Source organism: Streptomyces sp. Tue6028 (genome assembly GCF_002300165.1).
Taxonomy (GTDB): Bacteria; Actinomycetota; Actinomycetes; order Streptomycetales; family Streptomycetaceae; genus Streptomyces; species Streptomyces siamensis.
The window spans coordinates 179,752-191,584 of the sequence record NZ_MLCE01000008.1 but is presented as its reverse complement, the minus strand read 5'-3'; the positions used below and the strand labels follow the sequence as shown (position 1 = coordinate 191,584).

The following is an 11,833-nucleotide window of genomic DNA, read 5'->3' as shown; positions in this document are numbered from 1 at the left end:
GGGAGGGGGCCCACGTGCTCATCGACACCTACGGCCGGGTGGCCACCGACCTGCGTGTCTCGCTGACGGACCGCTGCAACCTGCGGTGCACGTACTGCATGCCCGAGGAGGGCCTGCAGTGGCTGTCCAAGCCGGACCTGCTCACGGACGACGAGATCGTCCGGCTGATACGCGTCGCGGTCACCGACCTCGGCATCACCGAGGTCCGCTTCACCGGCGGTGAGCCCCTGCTGCGCCCCGGTCTGGTCGGCATCGTGGAGCAGGTCGCCGCGCTCGACCCCCGCCCCCAGATGTCCCTGACGACCAACGGCATCGGTCTGAAGCGCACCGCGAAGGCACTCAAGGAGGCGGGCCTGGACCGGGTGAACGTCTCGCTGGACACCCTGCGCCCCGACGTCTTCAAGACCCTGACGCGCCGTGACCGCCACAAGGACGTCCTCGAAGGCCTCGAAGCCGCCCGGGACGCCGACCTGACCCCGGTCAAGGTCAATTCGGTCCTCATGCCCGGACTGAACGACGACGAGGCCCCCGACCTGCTCGCCTGGGCGGTGGAGCACGACTACGAACTCCGGTTCATCGAGCAGATGCCCCTGGACGCCCAGCACGGCTGGAAGCGCGAGGGCATGGTCACCGCCGGTGACATCCTCACGTCACTGCGCACCCGGTTCGAGCTCACCCCGGAGGGTTCCGGCGAGCGGGGCTCCGCCCCCGCCGAGCGCTGGCTCGTCGACGGCGGACCGCACCGCGTCGGTGTGATCGCCTCGGTCACCCGCCCGTTCTGCGCGGCCTGCGACCGCACCCGGCTCACGGCCGACGGCCAGGTCCGCACCTGCCTGTTCGCCACCGAGGAGACCGACCTGAGGGCCGCGTTGCGCTCGGACGCCCCCGACGAGGAGATCGCCCGCATCTGGCGGCTCGCGATGTGGGGCAAGAAGGCGGGCTCGGGCCTGGACGACCCGTCGTTCCTCCAGCCCGACCGACCGATGTCCGCGATCGGCGGCTAGGGGGTTTCGTTCGGATCAGGCCGGATCGGGCCGCGGCGTCCGGTGCGGTGCATCGCAAGGCGGAGGATCACCTGCGTACTGGGCGTACTCGGGTGGTCCGACAACGCGGCGAGGTGCCGTGCCGGGCGTCGCGGACCCGGGCTGATCCCAACGAAACCCCCTAGTCCCGGGCGACGAGGCCGTCCGACATTCCCTAGGCTCCCTCGGGCGCTTCCCAGTCCGTCAGTTTCACGACGTCCTTGAGGAACCCGCGCACGCCGAGGAACTGCGACAGGTGCTCGCGATGCTCCTCGCACGCGAGCCACGTCTTGCGCCGCTCCGGCGTGTGCAGCTTCGGGTTGTTCCAGGCGAGCACCCACACGGCGTCGGCACGACAGCCCTTGGCGGAGCACTGCGCGGTGGCGGGAGCGGATGACGGATCGGGCAGCGGGAGGTTCACGCCTCAACCCTAGACGGCCCCCAAAAGGCGACGCCGAGCAGCCACGGGGGGAGCTGCCCGGCGTCGGTCCGTCGCTCCGACGGGGGATGCGGAGCGCGTACGAAGTATGTCACGGGTAACCCGTCGCCCGGCACCGGAACAACATGATTGATCTGAGCTTTTCTTGAGCTTGATGCGCGACGGCGTTCCGTTTCGGAAGGAGTCCCGGTGGCCGGGCCGGGGTCAGTTCATGTCCTGTCGCTCGGCCCGCGGAGCCCCGCCGGGATCGGCCGTGACGTCCTCCGGAACGCCTTCCGAAGGGTCGTCCTCACGCGGCGGCGCGATCATCGGACGGGTGGGGGCTGCGACGAACGTCGAGGGGAGCGACGGCGCGTTCTCGCGCCCCGCGTTGGCGATGACCACCGCGATGTAGGGGAGCACCAAGCCGAGCACCAGCGCGACGATCGCGACGTGCCGCTCCACGTTCCACAGGGTGGCCGCAAGGATCACGGAGACCGTGCGCACGGACATCGAGATGACGTAGCGGCGCTGCCGTCCGCGTACGTCCTCGTCCAGTCCTTGCCTGGCTCCGGTGATCCGGAAGACCTGGACATTGCTCTGCTTCCGCATCACGTTCCACCACCCGCCTGTGTCGGACGCTCCCCGGTCCGTACCCGTCCCGGACCCCGTCGAGGAAGCAGGTCCGAACAACTCCACGTTACGCCGCGACTGCGCCGCCTTCGAGACCGGGGCGGAGACCCGACGGGGTGGACCGGATGCGCCGTAGCGCGTACGGAGGCGCCCGACATGCGCCGTATGGCGGACAGACCGAGACTGGGCGTACTGCTCATATGGAGCCGCACTAGGAGGCAGGCATGGGCTGGTTGTGGGCCATCATCGTCGGGTTCGTGCTGGGCCTGCTGGCCAAGGCGGTCCTCCCGGGCAAACAGCACAGCCCCCTCTGGCTGACCACCATCTTCGGCATGCTCGGCGCCATCGCCGGCAACGCGATCGCCCAAGGGCTGGGCGTCGCCGAGACCCGCGGCATCGACTGGAGCCGGCACGCCTTCCAGCTCGTGGCGGCGATCATCATCGTCTTCCTCGGCGACATGGCCTACATGGCGGTGTGGGGCAACAAGAGGAAGCAGCGCGCCTGAGCGCGGCGCGTACGCACGGCGAAGGGGGCGGCCCCGACGGGACCGCCCCCTTCGCCGTGCTGGTTCCGGCTCAGCGGCCCGTGACCTCGACGGCCGCCAGGTTCTTCTTGCCCCGGCGCAGCACGAGCCAGCGCCCGTGCAGCAGGTCCTCCTTGGCGGGGACCGCGTCCTCGCCGACGACCTTCACGTTGTTCACGTACGCGCCGCCCTCCTTGACCGTGCGGCGCGCGGCCGACTTGCTGGCCACCAGGCCGACCTCCGCGAAGAGGTCCACGACGGGACCGAGCTCGTCGACCTGGACGTGCGGCAGCTCGGAGAGGGACGCGGCCAGCGTCTTCTCGTCGAGCTCCGCCAGCTCGCCCTGGCCGAAGAGGGCCTTCGACGCGGCGATCACCGCGGCCGTCTGGTCGGCGCCGTGCACCAGCGTCGTCAGCTCCTCGGCCAGCGCACGCTGCGCGGCACGGGCCTGCGGACGCTCCTCGGTCTGCTTCTCCAGCTCCTCGATCTCCTCACGGGACCGGAAGCTGAAGATGCGCAGGAACTTGGAGACGTCCCGGTCGTCCGCGTTCAGCCAGAACTGGTAGAACGCGTACGGCGTGGTCATCTCGGGGTCGAGCCAGACCGTGCCCGACTCCGTCTTGCCGAACTTGGTGCCGTCCGCCTTGGTGATCAGCGGAGTGCCCAGCGCGTGCACCACCGCGTCCGGCTCGACCCGGTGGATCAGGTCGGTGCCCGACGTGAGGTTGCCCCACTGGTCGCTGCCGCCGGTCTGCAGCGTGCAGCCGTACCTGCGGTACAGCTCCAGGAAGTCCATGCCCTGCAGGATCTGGTAGCTGAACTCGGTGTAGCTGATGCCTTCCTGGGACTCCAGGCGCCGGGCGACGGCCTCCTTGGTGATCATCTTGTTGACGCGGAAGTGCTTGCCCACGTCACGCAGGAACTCGATGGCCGACAGGCCCTGGGTCCAGTCCAGGTTGTTGACCATGACCGCCGCGTTCGGCCCCTCGAAGTCCAGCAGCGGCTGGATCTGGGCGCGCAGCCGCTCCACCCACTGAGCGACGACCTCGGGCGCGTTCAGCGTGCGCTCGGAGTTCGGCTTCGGGTCACCGATCAGACCGGTGGCACCACCGACCAGGCCCAGCGGACGGTTGCCCGCCTGCTGGATGCGGCGCATCGTCAGGATCTGCACGAGGTTGCCGAGGTGCAGGCTGGGCGCGGTCGGGTCGAAGCCGCAATAGAACGTGACGGGACCGTCCGCGAACGCCTTGCGCAATGCGTCCTCGTCCGTGGAGAGGGCGATCAGCCCGCGCCACTTCAGTTCGTCGACGATGTCCGTCACGGTCTTGTGTCTCCTTGAAAGCGAAGGTTGGGCACCGGCCAGTCTAGGCGGGTCACACGCCCTGGCTGACCGAGCTCATGTTGAAGTCCGGCACCCGCAGCGCCGGCATCGCGGCACGAGTGAACCAATCGCTCCATTCACGCGGCAATGTCTTTTCCGTGCGCCCCGCCTCCGTGGCCCGCCCCAGCAGGTCCACCGGCGACTCGTTGAACCGGAAATTGTTCACCTCGCCGACGACCTGGCCCTTCTCCACGAGGTAGACGCCGTCCCTGGTCAGCCCGGTCAGCAGCAGCGTCGCCGGGTCGACCTCGCGGATGTACCACAGGCAGGTCAGCAGCAGACCACGCTCGGTTGCGGCGACCATCTCCTCCAGCGAGCGGTCCTCGCCCCCGTCCAGGACGAGGTTCCCGATCGACGGCGCCACCGGGAGCCCGGTCAGGTCCGCGCTGTGCCGGGTGGTGGACAGACGGTGCAGCGTGCCCTCGCGCACCCAGTCCGTCGCGGCCAGCGGCAGCCCGTTGTCGAACACGGAGGCGTCGTCCCCCGAGGAGTGCGCGAGGACGAACGGGGCGGACTCCAGGCCCGGCTCGTTCGGGTCGCTGCGCAGCGTCAGCGGCAGCTCGGTGAGCTTCTCGCCGACACGGGTGCCGCCCCCGGGCCTGCTGAACACGGTGCGGCCCTCGGCCGCGTCCCGGGCCGCGGCCGACCACATCTGGTAGATCAGCAGGTCGGCGACGGCGGTCGGCGGCAGCAGCGTCTCGTAGCGCCCCGCGGGTAGCTCGACGCGCCGCTCCGCCCAGCCGAGCCGCACCGCCAGCTCCGCGTCCAGCGCCGCCGGGTCCACGTCCTTGAAGTCCCGGGTCGAGCGCCCCGCCCACGCCGACCGCGTACGGTCCGGCGACTTGGCGTTGAGCTCCAGCGTGCCGTTGGGCTGGTCGTGCCGCAGCCGCAGCCCCGACGACGTGCCGAGGTAGCTGGAGACCAGCTCGTGGTTGGCGAAGCCGTACAGCTCGCGGCCGCCGTGCCGGGCGCGGGCGAAGGACTCGCCGAGCGCCGGCGCGAAATCGGCGAAGACGGCGGACGACGTCTCGGCGGGCGCGTCCGTGAAGTCCGGGGACTCCGGCACCCCGGTCACGAGCGGCTGCGCGTCCTCGGCGGGACCGGCACCGCGCGCGGCGGCCTCGGCGGCCCGCACCAGCGGCTCCAGCTCGTCGGCGGTCACGGCCGAGCGCGAGACGACCCCGGACGCGGTGCCCTCACGGCCGTCGACGGTCGCGATGACGGTCAGCGTGCGCCCGCGGGTGACGCCGTTCGTGGTGAGCGCGTTGCCCGCCCAGCGCAGGTTCGCCGTGGACTGCTCGTCGGCGATCACCACGCAGCCGTCGGCGCGGGACAGTTCGAGGGCGCGCTCGACGACCTCGTGCGGCTTGTTCGTACGGGCGGTCATCGACCGGCCTCCTGCGTGGTGTTGAGGATGTTCACGCCCTTGAAGAGGGCCGCCGGGCAGCCGTGCGAGACCGCGGCGACCTGGCCCGGCTGGGCCTTGCCGCAGTTGAAGGCACCGCCCAGGACATACGTCTGCGGACCGCCCACCGCGGCCATCGAACCCCAGAAGTCGGTGGTCGTGGCCTGGTACGCGACATCCCGCAGCTGGCCGGTGAGCCGGCCGTTCTCGATCTTGAAGAAGCGCTGGCCGGTGAACTGGAAGTTGTAGCGCTGCATGTCGATCGACCAGGACCGGTCGCCGACCACGTAGATGCCGCGGTCCACGCTCCCGATCAGATCCTCGGTGGACATCCCGGCCGGGTCCGGCCGGAGCGACACGTTGGCCATGCGCTGCACGGGCACGTGCCCGGGGGAGTCGGCATAAGCGCAGCCGTTGGACCGCTCGAAGCCGGTCAGCCGCGCGATGCGCCGGTCCAGCTGGTAGCCGACGAGCGTGCCGTCCTTGACCAGGTCCCAGGACTGCCCCGCGACACCCTCGTCGTCGTACCCGACGGTCGCGAGTCCGTGCTCGGCGGTGCGGTCGCCGGTGACGTTCATCAGCTCGGAGCCGTACCGCAGCTTGCCCAGCTGGTCGAAGGTGGCGAAGGAGGTGCCGGCGTACGCCGCCTCGTAGCCCAGCGCACGGTCCAGCTCGGTGGCGTGCCCGATGGACTCGTGGATCGTCAGCCACAGGTTGGACGGGTCGACCACGAGGTCGTACACGCCTGCGTCGACGCTCGGCGCCCGCATCTTCTCGGCGAGCAGCTCCGGGATCTGCGCGAGTTCCGACTCCCAGTCCCAGCCGGTGCCCGTCAGGTACTCCCAGCCGCGCCCGACCGGCGGCGCGAGGGTCCGCATCGAGTCGAACTCGCCGCTCGACTCGTCGACGGCGACGGCCGTGAGCTGCGGGTGCAGCCGGACCCGCTGCTGCGTGGTCACGGTCCCGGCGGTGTCGGCGTAGAACTTGTTCTCGTGCACGGTCAGCAGCGAGGCGTCGACGTGGTTGACGCCGTCGGCCGCCAGCAGCCGCGCGCTCCAGTCCGCGAGCAGCCCGGCCTTCTCCTCGTCGGGCACGGAGAAGGGGTCGATGTCGTACGAGGAGACCCACGTCTTCTCGGCGTGCACGGGCTCGTCCGCCAGCTCCACGACCTCCTCGGACCCGGCGGCCCTGATCACCTGGGCGGACAGCTTCGCCATCGCCACGGCCTGCGAGGCGACCTTCGCGGCGGCGTCCATCGTCAGGTCCACACCGGACGCGAAGCCCCAGGTCCCGCCGTGCACCACCCGCACCGCGTACCCGAGGTCCGTGGTGTCCGACGACCCGGCGGGCTTGGCGTCCCGCAGCCGCCAGGACGCGCTGCGCACCCGCTCGAAGCGGAAGTCAGCATGCTCGGCGCCCAGGGCCCGAGCCCGCGCGAGCGCGGCGTCGGCCAGGGCGCGCAGCGGTAGCGCCGTGAAGGCTTCGTCGATGGAATGAGGCACCGAGGTCTCCCTGCTGTCGTGGCCTGTCGGATCCGATCATGTCGCGCGGGCGGGCCCGGCGGCCATGCCTTTCCTCCAGCAGGCGCAGGTTTCGGGCCGGTACGTCCGGCGGGCCGCGGGATTCGGCGGGCCGGCCGGGTCCAGGACCCCGCCGAGCAGGGATTTCTGTAGGGACCCGACAGCGACTCCCCGGCGCCACTGTCGGTGCCCGATTCTCCGAGCGGCCTGCCGGACCGATAGGTTTCCGAGGAAGGCGCCTGTCTTGCAGGGGTTCCAGTCCGCTATCGAAAGGGTGATCCGTTGAGCCGCTCGGTTCTCGTCACCGGAGGCAACCGGGGCATCGGCCTCGCCATCGCCCGCGCGTTCGCCGATGCCGGCGACAAGGTCGCGATCACATACCGTTCCGGTGAGCCGCCGTCCGGCTTCCTGGCCGTCAAGTGCGACATCACCGACACCGAGCAGGTGGAGCAGGCCTACAAGGAGATCGAGGCCGAGCACGGCCCGGTCGAGGTCCTCGTCGCCAACGCCGGCGTCACCAAGGACCAGCTCCTGATGCGCATGTCCGAGGAGGACTTCACCTCGGTCATCGACACGAACCTCACCGGCGCCTTCCGCGTCGTCAAGCGCGCCAACCGCGGCATGCTGCGCGCCAAGAAGGGCCGCGTCGTCCTGATCTCGTCGGTCGTCGGACTGCTCGGTTCGGCGGGGCAGGCCAACTACGCCGCCTCCAAGGCCGCCCTGGTCGGCTTCGCGCGTTCCCTCGCCCGGGAGCTCGGCTCGCGCAACATCACCTTCAACGTCGTCGCGCCCGGCTTCGTCGACACGGACATGACCCAGGCGCTCACCGACGACCAGCGCGCGGGCATCGTGTCGCAGGTGCCGCTGGGCCGCTACGCGCAGCCCGAGGAGATCGCCGCGACGGTGCGGTTCCTCGCCTCGGACGACGCCTCGTACATCACTGGAGCCGTCATCCCCGTTGACGGCGGACTGGGAATGGGTCACTGATCACCATGAGCGGAATTCTCGAGGGCAAGCGCGTCCTGATCACCGGTGTGCTGATGGAGTCCTCCATCGCCTTCCACACCGCCAAGCTGGCCCAGGAGCAGGGTGCCGAGATCATCCTGACCGCGTTCCCGCGGCCCACGCTGACCGAGCGCATCGCCAAGAAGCTCCCCAAGCCCACCAAGGTCATCGAGCTCGACGTCACCAACGAGGAGCACCTCGCCCGCCTCGCCGACGTCGTCGGTGAGGAGCTCGGCGGCCTCGACGGCGTCGTTCACTCCATCGGCTTCGCCCCGCAGGACGCACTCGGCGGCAACTTCCTCAACACGCCGTTCGAGTCGGTCGCCACGGCCATGCACGTCTCGGCGTTCTCCCTGAAGTCGCTGACCATGGCCTGCCTGCCGCTGATGCAGAACGGCGGATCGGTCGTCGGCCTCACCTTCGATGCCCAGTACGCGTGGCCGCAGTACGACTGGATGGGCCCGGCCAAGGCCGCCCTGGAGGCCACCAACCGCTACCTCGCCCGGGACCTGGGCAAGCAGAACGTGCGCTCCAACCTCATCTCGGCGGGCCCGATCGGCTCCATGGCCGCCAAGTCCATCCCGGGCTTCAGCGAGCTCGCCGCCGTGTGGGACACCCGCGCGCCCCTGGAGTGGGACCTCAAGGACCCGGAGCCGGCCGGCCGCGGTGTCGTGGCCCTGCTGAGCGACTGGTTCCCGAAGACCACGGGCGAGATCATCCACGTCGACGGCGGTCTGCACGCGATCGGCGCCTGACACCTCGCGACGCGTCGTCCGGGACGCCGACGAAGCCCCCGGCGCGCCCCCGAGGACGCCCGTACCCGACGCCCCGTTCCCCGCAGCCGCGGGGGGCGGGGCGTCCCCCGTTCGGCCCAACAGACCGGGCGCCCGGGGTGGCCCGGCACGCACGATTGGAGTAGCACCGCCCCGCAGCCGTACGGCCGAGGAGGTTCCCTTGTGCGCCTGTCCCGCCGCTTTGCCCCGGTGTTCGCAGCTGTCGCTCTCGTGATGGCCGTGCCGTACGACGCGATACCCCACGCGCGCGTGGGACACGACGACGCCCAGAACCTCTCGAACGACGACGGCCGACCCGCCGATCCCGAACCGTTCGGTGCCGAGTGCCGCACCACCATCGACGGCTCGCACGCCGTCGCGTACTGCCACAACCCCTATGTGGACACCGACCGCGTCCGTCTGCACGTCGAGTGCGACCGCTGGTGGGACATCGACACCGACAGCGCCCCGGCCGACGCCGGTGCCGCGGCCACGGTGAAGCTCACCGGCCGGTGCTGGAAGGAGATCCGCTCCGTCTGGGTCAGTCACCAGAAGCAGCCGAGCTGAACCTCCCGGGACGGCACAGGAACGGATAGCCCGCGGCCTCCGTGGCCGCCGCCTCCGCGTCGCCCGTACGGATCGCGTCGACGAGCCGCGTGTGGTCCATGTACGTCTCCGGCGTCAGCTCCTCGCCGACGTCCTCGCGCAGCCAGTCCCGGAGCACCTCGCCCAGGTCCGCGTACATCGCTCTCATGACGTCGTTGTGGGACGCGGCCACCACCGCCAGGTGGAAGGTCGCGTCCGCCGTCACGAACGCCTCCGTGTCGCCCGACTCCCACGCCTCCTCGCGGCGCAGGAGCAGGGTGTCCAGCTGCTTGAGATCGCGCTCGGTGCGCCGCTCGGCCGCCAGCTTCGCCGCGCTCGACTCCAGCGTGGAGCGCAGTTCGGCGATGTGGCGCGGGTCCGCGTCCGCGAAGCGGCGGTGCATCACTCCGGCCAGTTCGCTGGTCGCCACGACATAGGTGCCCGAGCCCTGACGGATGTCGAGCAGGCCGTTGTGGGCGAGGGCGCGGACGGCTTCGCGGACGGTGTTGCGGGCGACGCCCAGCTGCTCGACGAGCTCCGGCTCGGTGGGGATGCGTGAGCCGACGGGCCACTCGCCCGAGGTGATCTGCGTCCGCAGCTCGGCGATGACCTGCTCGGACAGGGCCGAACGGCGTGGGTGGCTCAGCGGCATGTCGGTCCTTCGTACGGGCCCGGTGCGTTCGGTCGCGCGGGGCCGGAGGTCTCGGAGATTAACGCAGGCGGATTGGACAACCAATCATCCCATGATTCTATGATGGGCGACATGGCAAGCGAGGAGACCCGGACGATGACGTCCACACCGATACGCAGCTCCGCAGGGAGCACGGAACCCCGATCGCCCGCCACGCGCGCGTGGACGACGCGACTCGTGGTCGTCGGCATCGTCGTCACCGCGCTCAACCTGCGCCCGGCGATCACCAGCCTCGGCGCCCTCCTCGAAGAGGTGCGCGACGGCCTCGGCATGAGCGGCAGCCTCGCCGGACTGCTCACCTCCGTGCCGCCGCTCTGCTTCGCGGTCTTCGGTGTCATGGCGCCGCGGCTGGCCCGCCGCTTCGGGCCGGGCGCGGTCGTCTGCGCGGGCATGGCCGCCATCGCGGCGGGCCTGGCCGTCCGCCCCTACGCGGGGAACACGGCCGGCTTCCTGGCCGCCAGCGCGCTCGCGCTCATGGGCATCGCCGTCAGCAACGTCCTGATGCCGGTCATCGTCAAGCGCTGGTTCCCGGACCGGGTCGGCTCCATGACCGGCCTGTACTCGATGGCCCTGGCGCTCGGCACCTCGGCCGCCGCGGCGGTGACGGTCCCCATGACCGATGTCCTGGGCGGCAGTTGGCAGTCCGGGCTGGCGGTCTGGGCGGGGCTCGCGGCGGCGGCCGTGCTGCCGTGGCTCCCGCTCGTGCGCGCACGGGACGCGGAAGCCGGTACCCGTCCCGCCCGGCGCACCGGTTCCCCGGACGCCGCGGGCGCGCGGGCGGACTCCGGGTCCGCCGCAGCGGCTGGGTCCGAGCCGGACGGGCTGCGCATCACCCGCAGCCGTACGGCCTGGGCGCTCGCCGTCTTCTTCGGGCTCCAGGCCACCGCCGCCTACATCACGATGGGCTGGATGGCGCAGATCTTCCGCGACGCGGGCGTCTCGGCCGGCACCGCCGGACTGCTCCTCGCCGTCACGATGGTCATGGGCGTTCCGCTGGCCTTCGTCATTCCGCGCCTCGCCACGCGCCTGCCCCACCAGGGGCCGATCGTGCTCGCCCTCGGCGTCTGCGGGCTCGCCGGGTACGCCGGGCTCTACTTCGCGCCGGCGGGCGGCGCCTGGGCCTGGGCACTGCTCCTCGGCGTCTCCAACTGCGCCTTCCCCCTCGCGCTCACCATGGTCGGCATGCGGGCCAGGACCGGGGCGGGCGTCGCCAAGCTGTCGGCCTTCGCCCAGAGCACCGGTTACCTGCTCTCCATCCCGGGCCCGCTGCTCGTGGGCGTGCTCTACCAGCACAGCGGCGGCTGGGGCCTGCCGCTCGCCCTCATGGCCGCGCTGATGGTCCCGCAGATGGCGGTGGGCGTCCTCGCGGGCCGCGACCGCACGGTGGAGGACGAGGCGGCGGCGCAAGGCGCACAGGGCTGAGGCCGCAGCTCCTCGGATGAGGCCGTGACCTACGGGTAGGCCGTGGCCCGCCAGGGGAGGGCGCCATGCCTTCGGGCATGACCGGCGGGGGGAGGCCGTGGCCCGCCGGGGGAGGAGGCCACGGCTCCGGGCGTGACGGCGGGGCCCGCACGCCGGCACTGGGGGCCGGCGTCCCGGACCCCACCCTCCGAGGCCCGGACGAAGGGTGCGAGACTGGCCGTATGCCTGCGCTCGACCCGAACCCCCAGAACGGCCAGAAGAAGCTCCTGCTCGTGTTTGGAGCGATGCTGGCCATCACCGTGATCATCGGCATCATCGCGTCGATCGCCTCCCCGTGACCCGAGGCCCCCTCGGCCACCCGGGCCACGCGTCCCACCGCGATGGTGGGGCTAACCCCCCTGTCCCCTAGGGGGTGAGTGTCAGGGTCAAGTGGGTGGATCACCGGATGGGTTGA

Annotated in this window: 13 protein-coding genes; 7 read left to right on the top strand and 6 right to left on the bottom strand. The window is 71.1% G+C overall.

All coding sequences use genetic code 11. The features are described 5' to 3' along the window. Nucleotides 1–14 precede the first annotated feature (14 nt). Nucleotides 15–1,004 (top strand): GTP 3',8-cyclase MoaA, encoded by a 990-nt coding sequence (gene moaA, locus BKI49_RS07405; RefSeq protein WP_095933383.1) that lies wholly within the window; start codon nt 15–17, stop codon nt 1,002–1,004. 193 nt (nt 1,005–1,197) lie between these two features. On the opposite strand, the gene BKI49_RS07400 is transcribed toward moaA, so the two are convergent. Together BKI49_RS07400 and BKI49_RS07395 are read right to left on the bottom strand one after the other, a co-directional pair. Next, entirely contained in the window at nt 1,198–1,443 is a 246-nt protein-coding gene (locus BKI49_RS07400) for a hypothetical protein (RefSeq protein WP_257004650.1), read from the bottom strand. Nucleotides 1,444–1,665: 222 nt separating this feature from the next. Continuing rightward, nucleotides 1,666–2,052, bottom strand: coding sequence for a DUF3099 domain-containing protein (locus BKI49_RS07395; RefSeq protein ID WP_095933382.1), 387 nt, complete (start codon nt 2,050–2,052; stop codon nt 1,666–1,668). Nucleotides 2,053–2,297: 245 nt separating this feature from the next. Here BKI49_RS07395 and BKI49_RS07390 point away from each other — a divergent pair, with 245 nt between their 5' ends. Then, nucleotides 2,298–2,579 carry a GlsB/YeaQ/YmgE family stress response membrane protein gene (locus BKI49_RS07390; RefSeq protein WP_095933381.1) on the top strand — a complete coding sequence of 94 codons (282 nt, stop codon included), beginning with the start codon at nt 2,298–2,300 and terminating at the stop codon, nt 2,577–2,579. Between the two features lie 70 nt (nt 2,580–2,649). On the opposite strand, the gene tyrS is transcribed toward BKI49_RS07390, so the two are convergent. From tyrS to BKI49_RS07375, 3 genes are read right to left on the bottom strand one after another with little or no spacing between them, the layout of a single operon-like run. Further along, entirely contained in the window at nt 2,650–3,918 is a 1,269-nt protein-coding gene (gene tyrS, locus BKI49_RS07385; RefSeq protein WP_095933380.1) for a tyrosine--tRNA ligase, read from the bottom strand. A gap of 52 nt (nt 3,919–3,970) precedes the next feature. Further along, the gene (locus BKI49_RS07380) at nt 3,971–5,365 is read right to left on the bottom strand and encodes a metallopeptidase TldD-related protein (RefSeq protein ID WP_095933379.1); all 1,395 of its coding nucleotides are present in this window, start codon (nt 5,363–5,365) and stop codon (nt 3,971–3,973) included. After that, nucleotides 5,362–6,885 carry a TldD/PmbA family protein gene (locus BKI49_RS07375; protein WP_095933378.1) on the bottom strand — a complete coding sequence of 508 codons (1,524 nt, stop codon included), beginning with the start codon at nt 6,883–6,885 and terminating at the stop codon, nt 5,362–5,364. The genes BKI49_RS07380 and BKI49_RS07375 overlap by 4 nt, the downstream gene beginning before the upstream one ends. Before the next feature lie 300 nt (nt 6,886–7,185). Here BKI49_RS07375 and fabG point away from each other — a divergent pair, with 300 nt between their 5' ends. From fabG to BKI49_RS07360, 3 genes are all read left to right on the top strand, one after another. Then, nucleotides 7,186–7,890: a 3-oxoacyl-[acyl-carrier-protein] reductase gene (gene fabG, locus BKI49_RS07370; RefSeq protein WP_095933377.1), complete on the top strand. Its 705-nt coding sequence runs from the start codon at nt 7,186–7,188 to the stop codon at nt 7,888–7,890. Nucleotides 7,891–7,895: 5 nt separating this feature from the next. Continuing rightward, nucleotides 7,896–8,663, top strand: a complete 768-nt coding sequence (fabI, locus tag BKI49_RS07365; protein WP_095933376.1) for an enoyl-ACP reductase FabI — start codon at nt 7,896–7,898, stop codon at nt 8,661–8,663. A gap of 201 nt (nt 8,664–8,864) precedes the next feature. After that, on the top strand, nt 8,865–9,248 hold the full coding sequence (locus BKI49_RS07360) for a hypothetical protein (RefSeq protein ID WP_095933375.1): 384 nt from the start codon (nt 8,865–8,867) through the stop codon (nt 9,246–9,248). Here BKI49_RS07360 and BKI49_RS07355 read toward each other — a convergent pair. Continuing rightward, complete coding sequence (locus tag BKI49_RS07355) at nt 9,223–9,918, bottom strand: FadR/GntR family transcriptional regulator (protein WP_095933374.1); 696 nt, start codon at nt 9,916–9,918, stop codon at nt 9,223–9,225. The genes BKI49_RS07360 and BKI49_RS07355 overlap by 26 nt on opposite strands. Nucleotides 9,919–10,029: 111 nt before the next feature. On the opposite strand from BKI49_RS07355, the gene BKI49_RS07350 reads away from it, so the two are divergent. Both BKI49_RS07350 and BKI49_RS35690 read left to right on the top strand, forming a co-directional pair. Beyond that, nucleotides 10,030–11,379, top strand: a complete 1,350-nt coding sequence (locus tag BKI49_RS07350; RefSeq protein ID WP_257004649.1) for a CynX/NimT family MFS transporter — start codon at nt 10,030–10,032, stop codon at nt 11,377–11,379. A gap of 221 nt (nt 11,380–11,600) precedes the next feature. Further along, nucleotides 11,601–11,717: an SGM_5486 family transporter-associated protein gene (locus BKI49_RS35690; RefSeq protein WP_095933372.1), complete on the top strand. Its 117-nt coding sequence runs from the start codon at nt 11,601–11,603 to the stop codon at nt 11,715–11,717. Nucleotides 11,718–11,833: the final 116 nt, after the last annotated feature.

Bases quoted from the DNA above. Each gene is read 5' to 3' on its own strand.
- BKI49_RS35690 (WP_095933372.1), top strand. From the start codon at position 11,601: ATGCCTGCGCTCGACCCGAACCCCCAGAACGGCCAGAAGAAGCTCCTG.
- BKI49_RS07350 (WP_257004649.1), top strand. From the start codon at position 10,030: ATGGCAAGCGAGGAGACCCGGACGATGACGTCCACACCGATACGCAGC.
- BKI49_RS07395 (WP_095933382.1), bottom strand. From the start codon at position 2,052: ATGCGGAAGCAGAGCAATGTCCAGGTCTTCCGGATCACCGGAGCCAGG.
- BKI49_RS07390 (WP_095933381.1), top strand. From the start codon at position 2,298: ATGGGCTGGTTGTGGGCCATCATCGTCGGGTTCGTGCTGGGCCTGCTG.
- BKI49_RS07355 (WP_095933374.1), bottom strand. From the start codon at position 9,918: ATGCCGCTGAGCCACCCACGCCGTTCGGCCCTGTCCGAGCAGGTCATC.
- fabI (WP_095933376.1), top strand. From the start codon at position 7,896: ATGAGCGGAATTCTCGAGGGCAAGCGCGTCCTGATCACCGGTGTGCTG.
- BKI49_RS07380 (WP_095933379.1), bottom strand. From the start codon at position 5,365: ATGACCGCCCGTACGAACAAGCCGCACGAGGTCGTCGAGCGCGCCCTC.